General features: G+C 64.9%; 18 protein-coding genes and 1 tRNA gene. 8 read left to right on the forward strand and 11 right to left on the reverse strand.

Annotated elements, in window-relative coordinates:
* Positions 1–60 precede the first annotated feature (60 nt).
* Both GKE56_RS15420 and GKE56_RS18375 read right to left on the reverse strand, forming a co-directional pair.
* Positions 61–744, reverse strand: a complete 684-nt coding sequence (locus GKE56_RS15420; RefSeq protein ID WP_195908164.1) for a hypothetical protein — start codon at positions 742–744, stop codon at positions 61–63.
* Positions 659–1,099 (reverse strand): hypothetical protein, encoded by a 441-nt coding sequence (locus GKE56_RS18375; protein ID WP_370518418.1) that lies wholly within the window; start codon positions 1,097–1,099, stop codon positions 659–661. Before GKE56_RS18375 ends, GKE56_RS15420 begins: the two co-directional genes overlap by 86 nt.
* Positions 1,100–1,244: 145 nt before the next feature.
* On the opposite strand from GKE56_RS18375, the gene GKE56_RS15430 reads away from it, so the two are divergent.
* Complete coding sequence (locus tag GKE56_RS15430) at positions 1,245–1,823, forward strand: hypothetical protein (RefSeq protein WP_154685295.1); 579 nt, start codon at positions 1,245–1,247, stop codon at positions 1,821–1,823.
* Here GKE56_RS15430 and GKE56_RS15435 read toward each other — a convergent pair.
* Together GKE56_RS15435 and GKE56_RS15440 are read right to left on the reverse strand one after the other, a co-directional pair.
* The gene (locus GKE56_RS15435) at positions 1,805–2,719 is read right to left on the reverse strand and encodes a tyrosine-type recombinase/integrase (protein WP_154685296.1); all 915 of its coding nucleotides are present in this window, start codon (positions 2,717–2,719) and stop codon (positions 1,805–1,807) included. The genes GKE56_RS15430 and GKE56_RS15435 overlap by 19 nt on opposite strands.
* A gap of 458 nt (positions 2,720–3,177) precedes the next feature.
* Positions 3,178–4,446 carry a hypothetical protein gene (locus GKE56_RS15440; RefSeq protein ID WP_154685297.1) on the reverse strand — a complete coding sequence of 423 codons (1,269 nt, stop codon included), beginning with the start codon at positions 4,444–4,446 and terminating at the stop codon, positions 3,178–3,180.
* Positions 4,447–4,772: 326 nt separating this feature from the next.
* On the opposite strand from GKE56_RS15440, the gene GKE56_RS15445 reads away from it, so the two are divergent.
* Positions 4,773–5,057, forward strand: coding sequence for a hypothetical protein (locus tag GKE56_RS15445; protein ID WP_154685298.1), 285 nt, complete (start codon positions 4,773–4,775; stop codon positions 5,055–5,057).
* Between the two features lie 993 nt (positions 5,058–6,050).
* Here the strand turns inward: GKE56_RS15445 and GKE56_RS15450 are convergent.
* Positions 6,051–7,109, reverse strand: a complete 1,059-nt coding sequence (locus tag GKE56_RS15450) for a hypothetical protein (RefSeq protein ID WP_154685299.1) — start codon at positions 7,107–7,109, stop codon at positions 6,051–6,053.
* A 473-nt stretch (positions 7,110–7,582) separates the two neighbouring features.
* Between GKE56_RS15450 and GKE56_RS15455 the strand changes: the two genes are divergently transcribed.
* From GKE56_RS15455 to GKE56_RS18385, 3 genes are read left to right on the forward strand one after another with little or no spacing between them, the layout of a single operon-like run.
* Entirely contained in the window at positions 7,583–7,903 is a 321-nt protein-coding gene (locus GKE56_RS15455) for a nucleotide pyrophosphohydrolase (RefSeq protein WP_154685839.1), read from the forward strand.
* A complete protein-coding gene (locus GKE56_RS18380; RefSeq protein ID WP_370518419.1) occupies positions 7,890–8,840 on the forward strand; it encodes a DNA/RNA helicase domain-containing protein in 951 nt (316 codons plus the stop codon). Before GKE56_RS15455 ends, GKE56_RS18380 begins: the two co-directional genes overlap by 14 nt.
* Positions 8,827–9,627: a DNA/RNA helicase domain-containing protein gene (locus tag GKE56_RS18385; RefSeq protein ID WP_370518420.1), complete on the forward strand. Its 801-nt coding sequence runs from the start codon at positions 8,827–8,829 to the stop codon at positions 9,625–9,627. The genes GKE56_RS18380 and GKE56_RS18385 overlap by 14 nt, the downstream gene beginning before the upstream one ends.
* 48 nt (positions 9,628–9,675) lie before the next feature.
* On the opposite strand, the gene GKE56_RS15465 is transcribed toward GKE56_RS18385, so the two are convergent.
* From GKE56_RS15465 to GKE56_RS18390, 3 genes are all read right to left on the reverse strand, one after another.
* Positions 9,676–11,481, reverse strand: coding sequence for an ATP-dependent RecD-like DNA helicase (locus tag GKE56_RS15465; RefSeq protein WP_230209020.1), 1,806 nt, complete (start codon positions 11,479–11,481; stop codon positions 9,676–9,678).
* 235 nt (positions 11,482–11,716) lie between these two features.
* A complete protein-coding gene (locus GKE56_RS15470; protein WP_154685301.1) occupies positions 11,717–12,025 on the reverse strand; it encodes a type II toxin-antitoxin system RelE/ParE family toxin in 309 nt (102 codons plus the stop codon).
* Positions 12,022–12,396: a type II toxin-antitoxin system ParD family antitoxin gene (locus GKE56_RS18390; RefSeq protein WP_370518421.1), complete on the reverse strand. Its 375-nt coding sequence runs from the start codon at positions 12,394–12,396 to the stop codon at positions 12,022–12,024. The genes GKE56_RS15470 and GKE56_RS18390 overlap by 4 nt, the downstream gene beginning before the upstream one ends.
* A gap of 59 nt (positions 12,397–12,455) precedes the next feature.
* On the opposite strand from GKE56_RS18390, the gene GKE56_RS15480 reads away from it, so the two are divergent.
* A complete protein-coding gene (locus GKE56_RS15480) occupies positions 12,456–12,656 on the forward strand; it encodes an AlpA family transcriptional regulator (protein WP_195908166.1) in 201 nt (66 codons plus the stop codon).
* 167 nt (positions 12,657–12,823) lie between these two features.
* The gene (locus GKE56_RS15485; protein ID WP_195908167.1) at positions 12,824–13,789 is read left to right on the forward strand and encodes a site-specific integrase; all 966 of its coding nucleotides are present in this window, start codon (positions 12,824–12,826) and stop codon (positions 13,787–13,789) included.
* A gap of 31 nt (positions 13,790–13,820) precedes the next feature.
* Here the strand turns inward: GKE56_RS15485 and GKE56_RS15490 are convergent.
* Positions 13,821–13,893 (reverse strand) — tRNA-Arg (locus tag GKE56_RS15490).
* Positions 13,894–14,056: 163 nt separating this feature from the next.
* Entirely contained in the window at positions 14,057–14,530 is a 474-nt protein-coding gene (locus GKE56_RS15495) for a tautomerase family protein (protein ID WP_195908168.1), read from the reverse strand.
* A 58-nt stretch (positions 14,531–14,588) separates the two neighbouring features.
* On the opposite strand from GKE56_RS15495, the gene GKE56_RS15500 reads away from it, so the two are divergent.
* A complete protein-coding gene (locus GKE56_RS15500; protein ID WP_195908169.1) occupies positions 14,589–15,146 on the forward strand; it encodes a TetR/AcrR family transcriptional regulator in 558 nt (185 codons plus the stop codon).
* 41 nt (positions 15,147–15,187) lie between these two features.
* Here GKE56_RS15500 and GKE56_RS15505 read toward each other — a convergent pair whose 3' ends face one another.
* Positions 15,188–15,625 (reverse strand): DUF4440 domain-containing protein, encoded by a 438-nt coding sequence (locus GKE56_RS15505; RefSeq protein ID WP_154685306.1) that lies wholly within the window; start codon positions 15,623–15,625, stop codon positions 15,188–15,190.
* Positions 15,626–15,640: the final 15 nt, after the last annotated feature.

Consider the following 15,640-nt stretch of genomic DNA (forward strand, 5'->3'; position numbering starts at 1 on the left):
CATGAGCCACCCAAAATGCGGCGCAAAGACGCACACGGATCGATGTCCAAGGGGTCTCGCTTACCAGAGGTAGCGACTGCGAAATTGGTCCCTGGTCGGGCTGACATCATTAAATGCTGCAGCGATGATCCGCTCGATGGTGACGGCTTGGAAGCTGCCCGTTGTATCGGCCAGAAGATCAGCGTAGGCGCGCGTGGCGGTTCGGAAGCTCGCGTTGCGCTCGGGATAGAGCAGCGCGTACCGGGTTTGGGCTGTCCAGAGTTGAGGGTGGCGCCGCATGGAGAGTGCCAGTAGGTGGTAGCGCCAGATCTGTCTGAGGTCCGTGGTCAGGACGCGGTCCTGCCAACCTGGTTTGAATACTCCGGACTCTTCCGCGATCGCGACGAGGAAATCAGTCTGCTCTTGGTACCGGAGAGCCGCCTGCGGGTTCCGTCCGCTGGGGATCTTCTCCTTCAGCGAGTGCTCGTGGTACTTCGTCTCCATCCCGACGACGGTCCGAGGACCCGCTGGATCACCGATGCGTAGCGCCACGTCAAATGCGGTTCGGTCGCGCGTGTACGCAGGTTGGCGGCGGCCGGGCGACCACTCGAAAACGATGTCGCTGTCGCCTGCTGCTTCGACTCCGAAGAGCGCTCCGAGGCGGGACCGTGCCTCGTCGTTATCTGTATGCGACGCTTCGCCAAACAGGTTGAAGGCCATCGGCATGGAGGACAGCAGGTCCCCGATGGAGTCGGGTGGCGTCAAGCGTCTGATGATCCTCGTGCGCCTCGGCTCGATCCCTGGCGATCTTGTGAATGGTGGGATTGAGGAAGTTACTGCCGGCCTCAGCGTCCCGTGGAACGAGCTTGGTTCCGTTGCAGATCTCTTCGGCCGGGACATCCGGGTCGATCTGGCGGCCACGGTGCGTGCCGAACGTCCTGATTCCCATCGTGTCGACGGCCCACCGATGCTGACGCCATCGCGCTTCTCGCTTGAAGGCGGTCATCTCGGGGGTGCCAGCCCTATCGCTGTCGAACCAGCAGCCGGCGTCCTTGAGGTCCTGCTGCGTTGGCTCCACGGATCGTCCCTTCCTTGAAAAGCAGAACCTACCCCCGCACATCTGCAGGAGTAGTCCGGCTTGCGTATCTACCCTGCGCGGTTACTGGAGCTATCGGTCGAGAACGTGCGTGCTTGCTGCATGCGGCGATCGACAGGTTTCGTTCGATTGGCGGTCTATCGAGCGGCAATTCTGATGAGGTAGGCCAATGTCGAGTCTTTGGGACAGCTGGGCTGAGCTGACGAGATTCCTTGAAAGTGCTCGTCTGGCGTTCGCCCGCGAGCGCGCCCTTTGGGAGTCGTTGGAACTGGCCAATCGTGATCAGGCCAAACTCAAGGTGAGGGTGGGGGACGGTTGGTACAAGGCCCGCTTGGACCAACATGTTCAGGCGGTGGCAGACGAGGAGATGCTGTACGCCTCGGTGCTCATTCATAGCTACGCGCTTGCCGAGTCCGCGGCAATCGACGAGCTCGGACTGGACAGGGCGCCGAAAGGCGTCGAGCACTGGGGTGCGCAGCTCCTTCGTCGTGCCGGCGCCGACTGGACCGCCGTCAAGGACGGCGAGAGTGGGGCGGTGGAACTCGCCGTTGTGCGGAACGCATTTGCGCATGGCACTCGGCGCGTTGACGCAACTGCATCCAAGAGGCTCAGTGTCGCTGGTGCGCCGAGGCGCGCTGCCGGAGCGCAGGTGTCATTGACCTATGACGAACTCCGCACCTACAGAGCCCGCCTGGCCAGCCTTTTGAATGAGGGCGGCCTCAGGCGACCTCAAACTCCGGCCACGTAGGCCGTCAGGAAGTGGACGCCATGGCGGTCGAGGTTGCCGCGAGCCCTGTCGTAGTGCTCGGTCGTCCTTGGGTCGGCGTGACGGGCCAATATCTGCGCATCGCGCAGCGGCACACCGGCGTCCAGGGCGGTGGTGATCGCGGCGTGGCGCAACGAGTGGGGGCTGATGTGTCGCGGGATGCCGGCAGCCTTCGCGACCCGGGCGACCATTCTGTAGACGTCCCTCCGGTCGACGGGATTGCCCGTGAGCGGGCGCATGATGAGCTGGCCGCTGGTCCGCTCGCCGCGGCAGGCTTCCAGGGCGCGCAGCACCGGAACGGTGATCGGCATGGTGGCTGGTTTGTTGCCCTTACCGACCAGGTGCAGCACCCGATGTCCGCGCAGAGTCTCGGCGTAGTCCTCGATCCGGACGGCCGCTGCCTCTGAGGCGCGGAGGGCATTGATGCCCAACAGGAACGCCAACGCGCCGTGGTGAACAGTGATGGTCTGCGCGACCTGCAGGAACCGGATCAGCTCGAGCCGGTCCAGTCCCTGAGTGCGCGACTCATCCCGGTGCACCTTCGGCAGCCTCGCGTAGACAGCTGGGTCGGACGGAATCAGGCCGTCAATATGTGCGAACCGGAAGAAGCCCCGCACGCCGTGCATCATGGTGACCACCGAGGAGTCCATCAGCCCGCGGTCACCGAGCTGCCGAATGTACAACTCCACGTGTGCGCGTTGGACGGCCACTAGCGGGTCGAGGCCGTGAACCTCGCACCACGAAAACCACTCCCGGAGCTGGTATTCGTACAAGCCGTGGGTGTGCCCGGAGTAACGGGCCAGGTACGACACCGCAGCGAGTTGCGCAGTCGACATCGATGCGGGCTGAAAGGGCAAGAGAACTGTTGACTCCGACATGGCTTCACCTCATGCGGCGACAGCATGAACGGCCCGACCCCGCCCGCCGCCACCGCGGTCAGGCACTCGGACCCAACGACGTTAGCCCCGGCCTCGAAGCGGCGGTGTTACGCGGGGGAGCAGCGCACCCGCGCCGAAAGAACGGAGGCGGATTGGTCGCTCCCAGATCACTCCCGAGCCTCGGACACCGGATCAGCAACAATAACCCCGTGAGCCTCCAGACGCTCCGCCAGCTCACCCGCAACCTCGGGGCCGAGCATCGTTGTGACGAGGGTCGACGTACACGCGACAGACGATCGGCCCGCGACAGACAGATGGGGAGTCAGCCCGTAGGCTGACTCCCCATCTACCGGCCCATACGTCCGGCGCAGCTATTCGCGTCACTTTCGTGCGCGCTACCACTATCAGTATTGACGGTGGCACTCGTCAAGCGCATTGGCGAAACTACAACCGTGTCTTTACCAAGCTGGCAGGCAGCAGGTGATCGGCATCACAGCTGGCTGGCTCGCGCCATCGTGAACGCCGCACACGAACGCCATGAGCTCAGTATCAATTCGAGCGTGGTCGAGGAAGGCTGCGTGGACCATCACGCGGTCCGTCGTTCCTAGCACCTCACCTGGATACCACGCGCCCTGGGCGTCTGCGATTAACTTCACGCGAGCGATAGTGTCCTGGCTTGACCAGCCTGCGATCGCCGGACGACCTTCGAGCGGCCCGACAAGGTACGTCGCCGGATCGGGACCGGTCGCATGGCGCAACACCGCAACGCGCTGTCCGGGAAGAAGCGTTCCGGGTAGAACGCGAAGGCTCGCTTCTTCGCCCGCCAACGTTCGCACTTTCGCCGCCGTCGGCCCCTGCCAGTACAGGACCTCGGCGGTCTGTACCTCTGGCATCGGTCCAGAGGGAGCGTCCTCGGACAGAATGAGGTGGGGGAATCGTCCACCGTCCGTCGGATAGATCCGCAAGCCCTTGGCGTACAGATCAATCTTGGCACCGACCTCGACAGACCTTCCCGGCGTCCAAAGCCCGGGCGCTCCCAAACTGGTACGCATCAGGAACTGACCTGCATCGTCCGGCGGCGCGTGCACCGTCCAGCGAAGCTGTCGTGGCTCGGAAGACGTTGCAATGGTGGCAAGTCGGGTGCGCAGCCCCGAGCCAACCTGTCGACCTAGAGGTTCGTGGATGAGCCGCAACGCCTCTTCAGACAGTAGGATCCATTCCCTTTGTTGGTCCCGCTTGTGCACCGTGTCGAACGCGACCGCGTACGCCGGCACCTTGCGCTCAAGGGCAAATTCGTACGCAGGCATCAGGTCCATGTCTTCGGACATGATCACGATGCACTTGGCCGTGCTCTGCTCGGACAGGATTGCGTCCGCTAAACGACACACTTGCACCGCGCAAAGCACGTCAATCTGCTTCTCTTCCGGCTTGCCCTTAGAACGTCGTTCGACCAGGTAGCCCTCAAGCACGTTCGCTCCACCCGAACGTAATTGCTCCGCGTACCGCGCGTTGCTAGCCAACAGATGTGCGACCTTGACGCTGGGGCGGTTATCGATTGAGCGTGTCGCCACCCCAACATCTATCGATACAGGATCGAGTCCATACAGGTTGAGCGCTGACCGGATTCCCTCGATAGTGATGTGCCGTGGCCAACCGAAGGCCTTCCGGCTCTGTCCGCGCGCATTTCGACTATCCACAACGACAGCGCAAGGGGTCAGGTCGCCCATGTGGTTCCTCCCCAAGTGTCCGCTAGATGCCGCCGCGCCACCTTAGCCCGCACCTGCGTGCCTTCGAGAGCGAAACGCTTGAGTCGTCGCGGGTTGCCTAACCACGGGTTCGCCCGGGAGGATCAGATTGATGACCTGGGACTTGGCCAAGGATTGAGGCTAAACGTGGACCATCCCGCGGGGGCGCCTGTCCGGGTGTACTCCTGAGCGAGGCGCTTGCCCAGAGCCTTCGCGACGGGGCGCTCGGTCTGGTGGGAGTCTCAAAACGTGGCCGCAGTTCTGTTGGGCGGACGTGCGCCCGGACGAGGGGCATGCAATCCTCCTGCATGACCTTCGGAGAAGAACGTGAGTACATCGACCCGCAGGAGTATGTCCTTGAGAGGTTGCACGACGATCTCTCCGAGGCCCAGGTAGGGGGCGATGCAGAAGGAGAGGAAGAGGCAACGCGCCTGATCGCGGCCATGCAGAAGCACGGCGCAACGCACGGACTCGTTTCAGCCGACACCAGGCAACAGTGCGAGTTTGACGGAGAGCCCTACCCCTGTGCCATGTTGAAGTTGAATGCTCGAAAATGGCGAGACCGCGAAGACTTCCCCCTTCGCTTGTTTTAGCCGCAAGGTGTGAGCTCTGCCCACGACCTGTAACCCTCCCAAGCCGATCCCAGACTGGGGCAGACGCGAGTATCGCGGCCATGATCTCCGTAACTCAGCGGCCCGACGTGATAGCCGCTTTATGCAGAAGTGGTACGGACGGTTGGCGGCGCCGTGGTTGGCGCAGCGGCCACCTATTTCGGCAGTCGCTCTCTCTGGGCAAGGGAACGCCAAGAGCGTGAACGGCAGGCAGCGCAGGAGCGCGACGAGCGGATGGCCGCTGATCGCGAAAGGCGAACCGCGTTGGTGGCACAGCGACTGGTGAATGCTTTCGACGCCATGAGCGTGTCCGTGCTCGATGCCGTGGCTAGGGGCAATATTGCCGCGCGATTCACCGTGGACTCCGATCCAGCGCGCGATTGGGCTACAGCTCGCGCAGACGCTAGCGATAACGCGCTGGCCCCTGCGTTTCGCGTCCCGCCATCCTGATGTACGCGAAGCAGTGGACGTCGTGATGCGGCACCTGGACGCTGACAGGCCGATGGACGACGCGCGCTTGGATCTTGACCGCGTTGGGCGAGCCATTGAACAGGAATTGGACGACTTGCTATCCCTGAGGTCGACAGGTGACTCCGCCGGCCAAACGGCCTAGGAAGGCCGCTACCTCTCAGACAGGACAAAAGTGCATAGTTCCAGCCTACTCCGGATTATTACTGGTTTCGTGAGAGAGATTCCTCTGCCTGACACGACTGGCAATGCCACATCCCGCCCCGGAAGTATGCATCAAACTCTCGGGGCCCCGCCTGTGCGCCGTTCCGCACTCTTGGCATGCGAAGCCAGAAAAGGCACCCAGCTTCACAACACTCGTTGAGACTGTCCAACCCTCGTCCCGGCGACTGCGCTTTGAGCGGCCCTTCACCAAAACGTTGGTCCGCCGTTTCTCATAGAGCCCGGTTGAGTCACCAAAGGTGATCGGACGCTTGGCGATCCCCGACGTCGCTGCGGTGGCATCCACTAGTGCTCGAGCTCCTCGAGGGCTGGATCGCCGATAGCCCACCAAGTCGGTGGCCACGTAGGCACGGGCGCCGCCGTCGCGATGTGGTTGGCCACTAGCCAATGATCGTCGAGTCGGTGCACCAAGAACTGCAGAGCCTTTGGAAGCTGGACGGCGGACTCCACGAAGTAGCCCCCCGTGCTCCCTACCGGCGCGAGGATAACCACGTCGTAGTCGGGTGCAACCCTGCGCCGACGGCTTCCAGCTCCCATCTGATCAAAGTCGATCTTCCCCCAAGCCTCATTGATCGACCGGTTCTCGGTCTCGACGAAGTCTCGCCAAACTTCACTGGCGCTTCGATCTCGCAATGCCTCATCAACAAGTGAGTCCAGTTTCATTAGATCGTCGCCGAACACGGACCTGTTGTTCCACAGCCACGCCTTAAGGCGACACTCCAACCAGTTGGCGTCGGCCAATTTGATGGCTTCCTCGAACTGCCACGACTGCGCGAACCTGCAGAAGCGGAACACCACGTCGACTTGCCCACCGTCATTGAACCGATCGTCGATCCCGCCCGTGGCGGCGAGGATCACCGAGTTGGCAATTTGTTCGTCGCCGTCGTCCGTAGCCAACGCATGGGCGCCCGCAGGGAGGTCCGAGTCGTCAATCAGGTCTCGATTAACGAAGTGGCCCCAGAAGGAGATGGCCATGAGTGCGGACACCGTGCCAGGAAAGACGGAATACCAGACGAAATCGTTGCGGTCGATGAACCATGTCCAGTAACCGAAGGCCAACGCCAACACGAGCGCCACGACTGCGGATCCCTTTTGAACCGGCTTCTTGCGCTTCCCGCCTGTCTGGCCCGTAAGTCTGGCGATGTCAGTCGCGATGCGTCCCTGAAGCCATGCGGCAGACAGAGTGTGGTCACTCAACAAGGCGTGCTTTTGCACTTCCTCAACGAGAGCCAAGTTTTCGCGGATCTCGTTCCTCAGGCGAGATCGGCGTGAGCCGATGCCAACGGCGGTAAGGAGAGGCACGGCCACTGCGAGCCCGGCCTTGAGCAGTCCTTCCACGTCCATGCGGCCAATCTAGTTCGCCTGCCTCCTGTGTCCTCTCCACGCCCCGAACGTGCCATCCTTCGTGTGGCGCCCTTAGTGGGCGCAAGGACGCACAGTCAACTCGACGAGTGAGAAGTTGCCTACGACGCACAGCGTCGCCCATGTAGTTGGACCGGGCGCGGACAGCCGACTGGGCTGCTAGATGGAGAGATCGGGTCCACTGGCCCGTAACGCTTCTTGTGGATCCATGAGTGTTAGGTGCTCTTCACTGCGCAGTGCGATTTCAAGCCGTCCGCCAAGACGCGTAGGAGCAGCGACGGGCGCCAATGCTGGGCAAGGTCGTCTCGCCAGTTGCCCAGTGTTCTCGCCAATCTCGCGGCGTCGGACGCAGGAATCGCCGGGAGGCCATGAAGCGCAGAGGCTTCGTCGCCGAACTCGAAGACATCCGTGGTAACCGCCAAAACGACCGCGTCGCCGACGCTAGGGTCATGGCCATGCCCGATCCCAAGGTGTTGGCCGAACTGCGCGCGTTCGTGAGCGAGCGCGATTGGAGCCAGTTCCACTCGCCAGAGAACCTCGCAAAGAGCATCTCGATCGAGGCCGCGGAGCTCTTGGAGTGCTTTCAATGGAACAGCGATGCCGACCAAGCCCGGCTCGTCGAGGAGCTGGCCGACGTTCTGACCTACTGCTACCTAATGGCGGACCGGCTCGAGGTTGACGCAGACAGGATTGTGGCGGACAAGCTGCAGAGCAGCCGCTCGAAGTACCCAGCTGACCAGGCCCGGGGGAAGTCCACGAAGTATGACCGGCTTTGAGATCCTCGAGGTCGACCTGGCCCGCGAGCCAGTCCGGCTCTGGTCCGGCACCGACCCCCGCCTGAGGAACTGGCCCGTCGTCTACGCCCTTGACGGGTCCGGGCAGATCTACGTGGGGGAGTCCCTCAACGTCGCGATGCGGCTCCGCCAACACCTGGAGAGCGCGAACAAGGCTGCGCTCGGCCGGGCGCGCGTTGTCGTCGACGAGACGTTCAACAAGTCCGTTTGCCTTGACCTTGAGTCCTTCCTCATCCGCCTGTTCGCCGGTGACGGTCGGTATACCGTGATCAACGGCAACGAGGGCATCACGGACGCCGATTACTACCGGCGGGAGGTCTATCGCAAAACGTTCGCGGAGGTCTTCAACGCGCTGCGGGAGCGCGGGCTCTTCACCCAGAGCATTACCGAGATCGAGAACAGCGATCTGTTCAAGCTCTCACCGTTCAAGGCCTTGTCGGAGGATCAGCTCGGGGTGGTGTTCGACATCGTGGAGGGTCTGTTCGATGACATCGACCGGAGTGACGCCAGCACGATCGTAATCCAGGGGTCGCCGGGAACCGGCAAGACCATCGTCGCGATCTTCCTCATCAAGCTGCTGTGCGACATCCGTGACTACGACCCGGCCCAGCCAAGGGCCGAGCTGTCGGTGTTCGAGGAATTCTTCGACGAGGAGTCCTCGAACATGCTGGCGGGGTTTCGTGTGGGCCTCGTCGTTCCCCAACAGTCATTGCGCCGTTCCATTCAGAAAGTGTTCGACAAGACGCCGGGTCTCAACCGAGGGATGGTCCTCTCGCCGTTCGACGTCGGGAAGGATCCAGGTCGCTTTGACTTGCTGCTCGTGGACGAAGCCCACCGTCTGACCCAGCGCGCGAGTCAGGGCTCGGGGCCGCGCAACAAGGAGTACGCCGAGATCACGAAGGCGCTTGTTCGGCACTGATGACAAGGCCAAGACACAGCTGGATTGGATCTTTGCCAAGAGCGCCAACCAGGTCTTCCTCTTGGACCGCGACCAGAGCGTCAGGCCCGCGGACATCCCAGCTGAGATCGTCGACGCGCTTGTCGATGGAGCCCACCGCGCACAGCGAGGCTATCGCTTGACCGCCCAGCACCGAGTGCGAGCCGGCACCGACTACGTCGGTTTCGTGCGAGGCATTCTGGCAGGCGTGCCCATGCAGCCAAGAGACTTCGGCGAGTACGACCTGCGCTTTTACGACGACTTCGGCGAGATGCGGCGAGACATCTTGAAGCGCGACGACGAGGTTGGTCTTGCACGTCTTGTGGCGGGGTACGCGTGGGAATGGGTGAGCAAGCAGGACCGTGGCGCGTACGACATCGTGATCGACAGCGAGCACATCCAGTGGAACACCCGCCCGGTCGACTGGGTTAACTCCAAGTCATCCCGCGACGAGATGGGGTCGATTCACACGATCCAGGGTTACGACCTCAACTATGCAGGTGTTGTCATCGGCCGAGAGTTGCGCTTTGACCCCAGCCAGGGGCGGATCTACTTTGACCGCTCCCAGTACTACGACCGCAACGGCAAGGCCAACAACAAACAACTCGGGCTCACCTACGGCGACGAGAAGTTGCTCGAGTACGTCCGGAACATCTATGCCGTTCTCCTCACACGTGGCATCCAGGGCACCTACGTCTACGTCTGCGACCCTGACCTCCGCCGCTACTTGCGGCCGTTCTTCGGAGAACGACGCCCGAGCGATCCCTGAGACGACTTCGCCACCGGTACACATAGCGTCGAGCAGATCCAGCTACCACTATCTCGAGCACGTATGGGGCGAGAACTGGTGACCCGGTGAGACAGACGGCCACGCGCCAGGCGATATCGCTGCCGCGCGACTCCGGGTTCGTTGGGTGTGCATCTGCTCTTTGTGGCGCACTTCGTGGGCTGCCAACTCGGCACCGCTCGCGGCGATGACCTTCTGCAGGACCTCGACCGGCTCGACTCTCTCGGGATTGGCATGCGCGGTCGCCGAGTCCGGTTCGTGGGCGGTGTCGATGTAGAGCAGGTTGGACTCACGCCCCCGGGACGCCATTACGTATAGCGTTTCGCGAAGCGTGGTCGCGGTGACGTACGCGTGGGCGGTGTCCACGGTTCGCCCCTGCGCCCGGTGTGCGGTGGAGGCGTACCCGAGCTCGAGGTGCTCGCGGACGTAGTCCGCTGGCAGCACCGCGGTGGCGCGCCCGCCGCGATGGGTCACACGTAGTGACCCATACTGTCCGGTGGCGGTGACGACCCAGTCGTCGCCGTTCTTGACCCAGCCGCGCCCAGTGGTCAGGGCGCGCATGTTGAGCCGGGTCACGACCACGTCGCCCATCCCGACGACGGTCCCGTCGCTGCATCGCACCCCATCCTGCGCGACGTGCCCGGCTCGGACACGCCAGGCTCGCGCGCGGGCGTTGAGCTCGACGACGGTGTCCGCGTCTGCGGCGACCATGAGCGAGGCCCGCCCGGCCCGCTGGTCGGTTAGCCATCCCTCGAACAGCAGGTCCAGCATGTCCGCGCGCACCCCGGACTCGAGCCGGCCGTGCGCGGCATACTCCTCCGCGACCGTCTCGTCGCCGACGCGGAGCCGCAGTGTCGCGTCGCGTTCCCACTCGTGTCGGAACCGGAACACGTCGTGTAGGGTCGCGACACCCAGGCCGGCCGCGTCCGCCAGCAGCTTGAACGCGCCCCCGGCCTGCACCGGCGACAGTTGCGCCCAGTCTCCGACGAGCAGCACCTTCGCCCCCGCCGCGGTGGCTGCGGCGGTGATCTGGTCCAGGTCTTGGGTGGCAGCCATGGACGCTTCGTCGACAATGACCAGCTGCCCGGGCCGCAGCGCGCACCGCCGGTAGGCCGCCAGCTCCGCCCGTGCTTGCAGTTGCAGTTGTCGGGTCGCTGGGGAGGGATACCCGCCGGCTAGGCGCGCGGCATACTGTCGCAACTTGGCCTCCCGCTCCGTACCGCGCTGGTTCTCGGTAATCCACTTGGCAGTGTTTTCAGTGGGCACGCCGACGGCGTCGGCGAGTACTCCCGCCGCGGCCGCGGACGGCGCCAGACCGACCACCGACCCGGGTCCATGTTCGGCCTCCCACGCGGCCCTCACTCCCGCCATGGTGGTCGACTTCCCCGTGCCTGCAGCGCCGACGAGCACGTCGAGGCGACGACCTGAGGTGACCACGGCAGCGACGACGTGGGCCTGCTCCGCTGACAGCACGTGATCCTTGCCGGGCGCGACCATCCGCCGCAGGCGGGCCGCGACCGATGTTGTCACTAAAGGGGCATCGGTAGCCTGTCCGGCGGCGAGCAGGCGAGCCTCGGCGTCCAGGAGGTCTTGGGTGGCATAGACCTCGCTGTTGCGGGGCCGCAGCATGCTCGACCCGTCTGCGCGCTGCAGGTGCTCGGGCGCGTGCAGGACCTCGGCCGGGGTGAGCATGACCGCCCGTTTCGCTGCCAAGGTGGCGGTCCGTTCCGCCACGGTGATGCGGTCGGCGGAGGTGGCGAACCGGACCCCGTGCAATTGCCGGTGCGCCTCGGCCAGCAGGTTGGCCCGGGTGAACGTGGCCCGCTTGTCCGCCACCTGTGAAGCGGGGTGATGGTGGTGGATGAGAGGGGCGCGACGGGCGAGGGTCGGGACGGCGCGGGGCCGGCGATTGGAGGCAGCCGGGAGTGGGGGGCGGGACGGAGCCAGTGGTGTGAGCGAGGGTGGCGAGGTGGGCAGACGGAGAGGGGGCCGGCTCGGTCAGTGAGGCGACTCCCAGGGTGGCCGCCGGTCGTTCTCGCGGTCGGCCACCCAGGCGCCTCCACTGGCGCGGTCAGTCGTCGAGTCCCAGGGCTGACTCGTAGTCACGACCACCGTGGAAGACGCCGACGACCATCAGCCGTTCCCCGGATACGGCGAACGCGATGAGCGTGCGCTTCCTGTAGCTCGTCGTGCGCAGGCCCGGTCTGATGTCGTCTCGCGCGGACCCTCTGGTCGGGAAGACCGCCAGGCCCTCGCAGTAGTCGATGAGCTCTTCGACGTAGCGTCCGGCAACCTCGGGCGTGGCTCGGCTCGCGATGTAGTCATACAGCTCGCCGAGCTGAGTTTCGGCCTCGGGAGCGAAGACGACTCGCAGACTCACCGGCCGGTGTCTCGGTCCGAGAGTCTCTCTCGCAGGTCACGGCCCGTGATCGCACGGGACGGGTCGGCTACCAGGGCGTCGTAAGCCGTGGCCACCTCGTCCTGGAGCCACGCCTCCACCGCAGCGTCACGGGCGAAGAGGGTACGCAGCCCGTCCCGAATCACTTCGCTCTCACTGGCGTACCGACCCGAGCGCACGCGTTCCGCCAACGTGTCTGCCATCTCGTTGGGAAGGGTGATGCTCAGTTGTCGAGTCGTCCTCATGACCCTCCTCTGCATCGGAGTAGGACTCAATCCTACTCGATGTGGGACTGGGTCGCATAGTGCCCCCGCAGCGCCGTTGTCCACACAACAGCAACGAAGGATGGCCATGCAGAAACCACCGGGATCAAATGAGGGTTGTAGCCCAGGGGCTTGAAGGGAGGATCACGATGAACGAAGAGGTCGACGTCCACGCTCCGATCCTGCTCTCCCCGGATGAGGCGGCGGCGTGGTGCCACATCAGCGTGGGAACGCTGAATCACCTGCGATACCACGGGCGGTTCGCTCCGGCGATCAGGATCGGCAAACGCTGTTTCTGGACGCCGAAGGACCTGCTGGCGTGGTTGGAGTCGCAGAAGGAACCGGCGTGATCATCAAGCGCCCCAACGGGAGGTGGCGTGTGCAGGTGAAATACCGCAGCCGGGTCGTCGCTGATCGGACGTTCGATCGTCGCGGCGATGCGGTGCGGTGGGAGGTCGAGCAGAAGCGGCTCCTGCACTCGGGGGAGTTCGTCGCTCCCGCTGCCGGTCGGATCACCGTGCGCGAGCTGGCCGACGAGTTTCGGGAGGCGCGCAAGGGACAGGTGTCGGTACGGGCCTGGGAGTCCGACGAGAGCGCGCTCCGCGTCCACATCGTGCCGGCCTTCGGGAAGTTCCCGATCTCGTCGGTCACGCCTCCTTTGGTCGAGCGATTCTTGGTCGACCTGGCCGTGTCGCGGTCGGTGCGGACGGCGGCTCGGGTCCGGACCACCTTGCGGGGTCTGTTCAGGTATGCCGTCAAGACACGTCGGTTGCAGGTGTCGCCCGCCGAGCTCGTGCCTCTGCCGCACCCGGACTCGAGGACGGGGAAGGTCATCGAGGTCGATCCGTTCACGGTCGCGGCACTCCTCGATGTTGTCGACGCGCAGCGGAAGCTGTCGCCTTGGGGTGCCGAGGTCACGTTGGTTCTGGCACTAACTGGTCTCCGGTTCGGCGAGCTCCGCGGTCTCCGGGTCCGGGACGTGGTGTCGGTGCCATATCCGGGCATCGTGGTGAAGCGGTCGGTGCCTCAGTCGGGGCTGACGGGTGCGGTCATCGAGAGGGCCACCACGAAGAGCGGCCGGTCTCGCATGGTGCCTCTCTCAGAGCTGGTGCTGCCGGTGGTCCTGAAGGCGGCCGAGGGCAGGGAACCCAACGACCTGCTTTTCCCGGCGCCTGAGGGCGGATACATCCATGCCCAGAACTGGCGGCGGTCCGTTCACTGGAATGCGACCGGCCTCGGGAGGCGTCCGCACGACCTGCGGCACACGGCAGCGAGTCTGTGGATCGCGGCTGGCGTCGATATCAAGACGGTGTCGTCCTGGCTCGGTCCTTCGACGGCGAAGCTGACCCTCGACACCTATGGGCATCTGATGGGGACGGACGCGGACCGCGCGGCGCTGGACCGGGTCAACAAGGCTCTTGGGAACCCGGCGGGCACCCGGCCTGCGAAATCGTCAGACTCCGAGAGCAACGGCGAGGCGTGAAAATGGCCTCTGACCTGCGAAAACGTAAAAGTGCCCCCGGGCAGAATCGAACTGCCGACACCCGCTTTAGGAGAGCGGTGCTCTATCCCCTGAGCTACGAGGGCGAGCGTGGCTGGGTCGATCGCTCGAAACCCGGAGGCCTCGTGCAGGTACCGCCACTCACGCAGCGGCCAGAGTAGCCGAGACCGCCCGCCCCGGGTTCGCCGGGCCGATCGCCAGGTGTGCCGCAGCGCTGCCGCGCACTTCCCCCGACCTAGCGTGGTGGGCTCACGCCTGCAGCTTGGCGATCTCGGCCCGCGCGGCTGCGACGAGCTCGTCGTTGGTGTGGGCGTGGCCCCACAGACCCCAGCCACCCTCGGGCGCCTCGGTCAGCAGCACCCACGTGCGCTCGCTCAGCGTCGCATCCCCAGCGGCGTCGGCGACCAGGTCGGTGAGCCTGCGGACGAGCGCGAGCTGCTTGTCGCGGTCGAGGGCGCCGGCATTGGTCAGGACCTGCACGCGGACGTACGTGCTGTCTCCGTCCACGTTCGCGAGCGCGCTTGCCGGCAGGTCGTGCACGAAGGCGGCAGTGTTCTTGCGGAACATCGGGATGTCCGGGACCCCCTCGACGGCCATCACGGCGGCGGCCAGGTCCGTGGCGAGCTGGGCGGTGTCCGGGAAGGTTCCGGTCGCGGCATACACATCGATCATCGGCACGGCGGGCTCCAGGCGAGTCGAGAAGGTGACTATGACGAGCGTCATAGAATCTATGCAAGTTAACATAGAATCCGTCCGCGGGAACCGTCGAGAGGGTGAAACTTTGGCTGGCGACGTGCGACGCCGGATGGTGCTCAGCGCGCTCACGCTGATCGCCGAGCGCGGCGTGCAGGGCACCTCCATCGCCGACCTGCTCGAGCGCAGCGGAGCGCCGCGCGGCTCGGTCTACCACCACTTCCCCGGTGGCAAGGACGAGATCGTGGCCGCGGCCATGGACTACATGGCGACCGACGGCCGGGTCCCCCTGCACGCCCTGCGTGGTTCTGATGTCCCCGGCATCGTCACCGGCTTCATCAACCTGTGGCGGGGCGTGCTGACCAGGAGCGAGTTCGCGGCCGGGTGCGCCACAGCCGGCGTGACCGTGAGCGGGGAGTCAGAGTCGGCCAGGGCCGCCGCGAGGAAGGTCTTCGAGCTCTGGATCGCCGACCTCACCGAGCTGCTCGAGGCCGCTGGCGTCGACCCGTCGAAGGCCGCCGACTTCGCCTGGATGCTCTTCGCCTCGACCGAGGGGGCGCTCGTCTTCGCTCGCGCAGAGCACAGCATGCGAGCCCTCGACCTCGTGGAGCAGCAGCTCCTCAGCCTCGGCGCCACGCTGGTCTGACCGGCGACTGGCCTGATCGCCGACCGGCGACCAGGGCCAGGTCACGACGAGGGCTGGTCGTCCTCCCAGGCGACCGACGCGATCCGCCACGCGCCGTCGACCCGCACGAGCTGGATGACCTTGGCGCCGCTGCCAGCGAGTGGCCCGTCCGGACCTCGACCCTTCTTCGCGTACGCCCCGGACCACACGGCGAGGTTGCCGTGAACCCACAGGTCGCCCGGCAGCGGCCACTCCCGGAACTCGGCCACCGCGTCGCCGGCCAGGTAGGCCCGCCGCGGCTCGACGAACGCGGCCACGTCATCGACCACGAGCTCGCCGGCAGCAGTGAAGTGCGCGATCGTCGCCTGCGGCAGGAACGACGCGGCGAGTGCATCGAGCCGCTCGTCCAGGCCCGGTTCGGTCCTGAACGCCGCGAAGAACCGCTCCACGCAGGCGGTCACCTCGGCGCGGTCCTCGACCTCGCGCTCGTCCTCCACCACATCAGCTCCTCACCC

Origin of the sequence: Nostocoides sp. HKS02, assembly GCF_009707485.1 — a bacterium.
Lineage (GTDB): Bacteria > Actinomycetota > Actinomycetes > Actinomycetales > Dermatophilaceae > Pedococcus.

What these genes read in the sequence shown, in the direction of transcription:
- GKE56_RS15445 (WP_154685298.1), top strand. Translation starts at nt 4,773, where the DNA reads ATGACCTTCGGAGAAGAACGTGAGTACATCGACCCGCAGGAGTATGTC.
- GKE56_RS15435 (WP_154685296.1), bottom strand. Translation starts at nt 2,719, where the DNA reads ATGTCGGAGTCAACAGTTCTCTTGCCCTTTCAGCCCGCATCGATGTCG.
- GKE56_RS15440 (WP_154685297.1), bottom strand. Translation starts at nt 4,446, where the DNA reads ATGGGCGACCTGACCCCTTGCGCTGTCGTTGTGGATAGTCGAAATGCG.
- GKE56_RS18390 (WP_370518421.1), bottom strand. Translation starts at nt 12,396, where the DNA reads ATGGCCATCCTTCGTTGCTGTTGTGTGGACAACGGCGCTGCGGGGGCA.
- GKE56_RS15455 (WP_154685839.1), top strand. Translation starts at nt 7,583, where the DNA reads ATGCCCGATCCCAAGGTGTTGGCCGAACTGCGCGCGTTCGTGAGCGAG.
- GKE56_RS15495 (WP_195908168.1), bottom strand. Translation starts at nt 14,530, where the DNA reads ATGACGCTCGTCATAGTCACCTTCTCGACTCGCCTGGAGCCCGCCGTG.
- GKE56_RS15480 (WP_195908166.1), top strand. Translation starts at nt 12,456, where the DNA reads ATGAACGAAGAGGTCGACGTCCACGCTCCGATCCTGCTCTCCCCGGAT.
- GKE56_RS18375 (WP_370518418.1), bottom strand. Translation starts at nt 1,099, where the DNA reads ATGTGCGGGGGTAGGTTCTGCTTTTCAAGGAAGGGACGATCCGTGGAG.
- GKE56_RS18380 (WP_370518419.1), top strand. Translation starts at nt 7,890, where the DNA reads ATGACCGGCTTTGAGATCCTCGAGGTCGACCTGGCCCGCGAGCCAGTC.
- GKE56_RS15450 (WP_154685299.1), bottom strand. Translation starts at nt 7,109, where the DNA reads ATGGACGTGGAAGGACTGCTCAAGGCCGGGCTCGCAGTGGCCGTGCCT.
- GKE56_RS15430 (WP_154685295.1), top strand. Translation starts at nt 1,245, where the DNA reads ATGTCGAGTCTTTGGGACAGCTGGGCTGAGCTGACGAGATTCCTTGAA.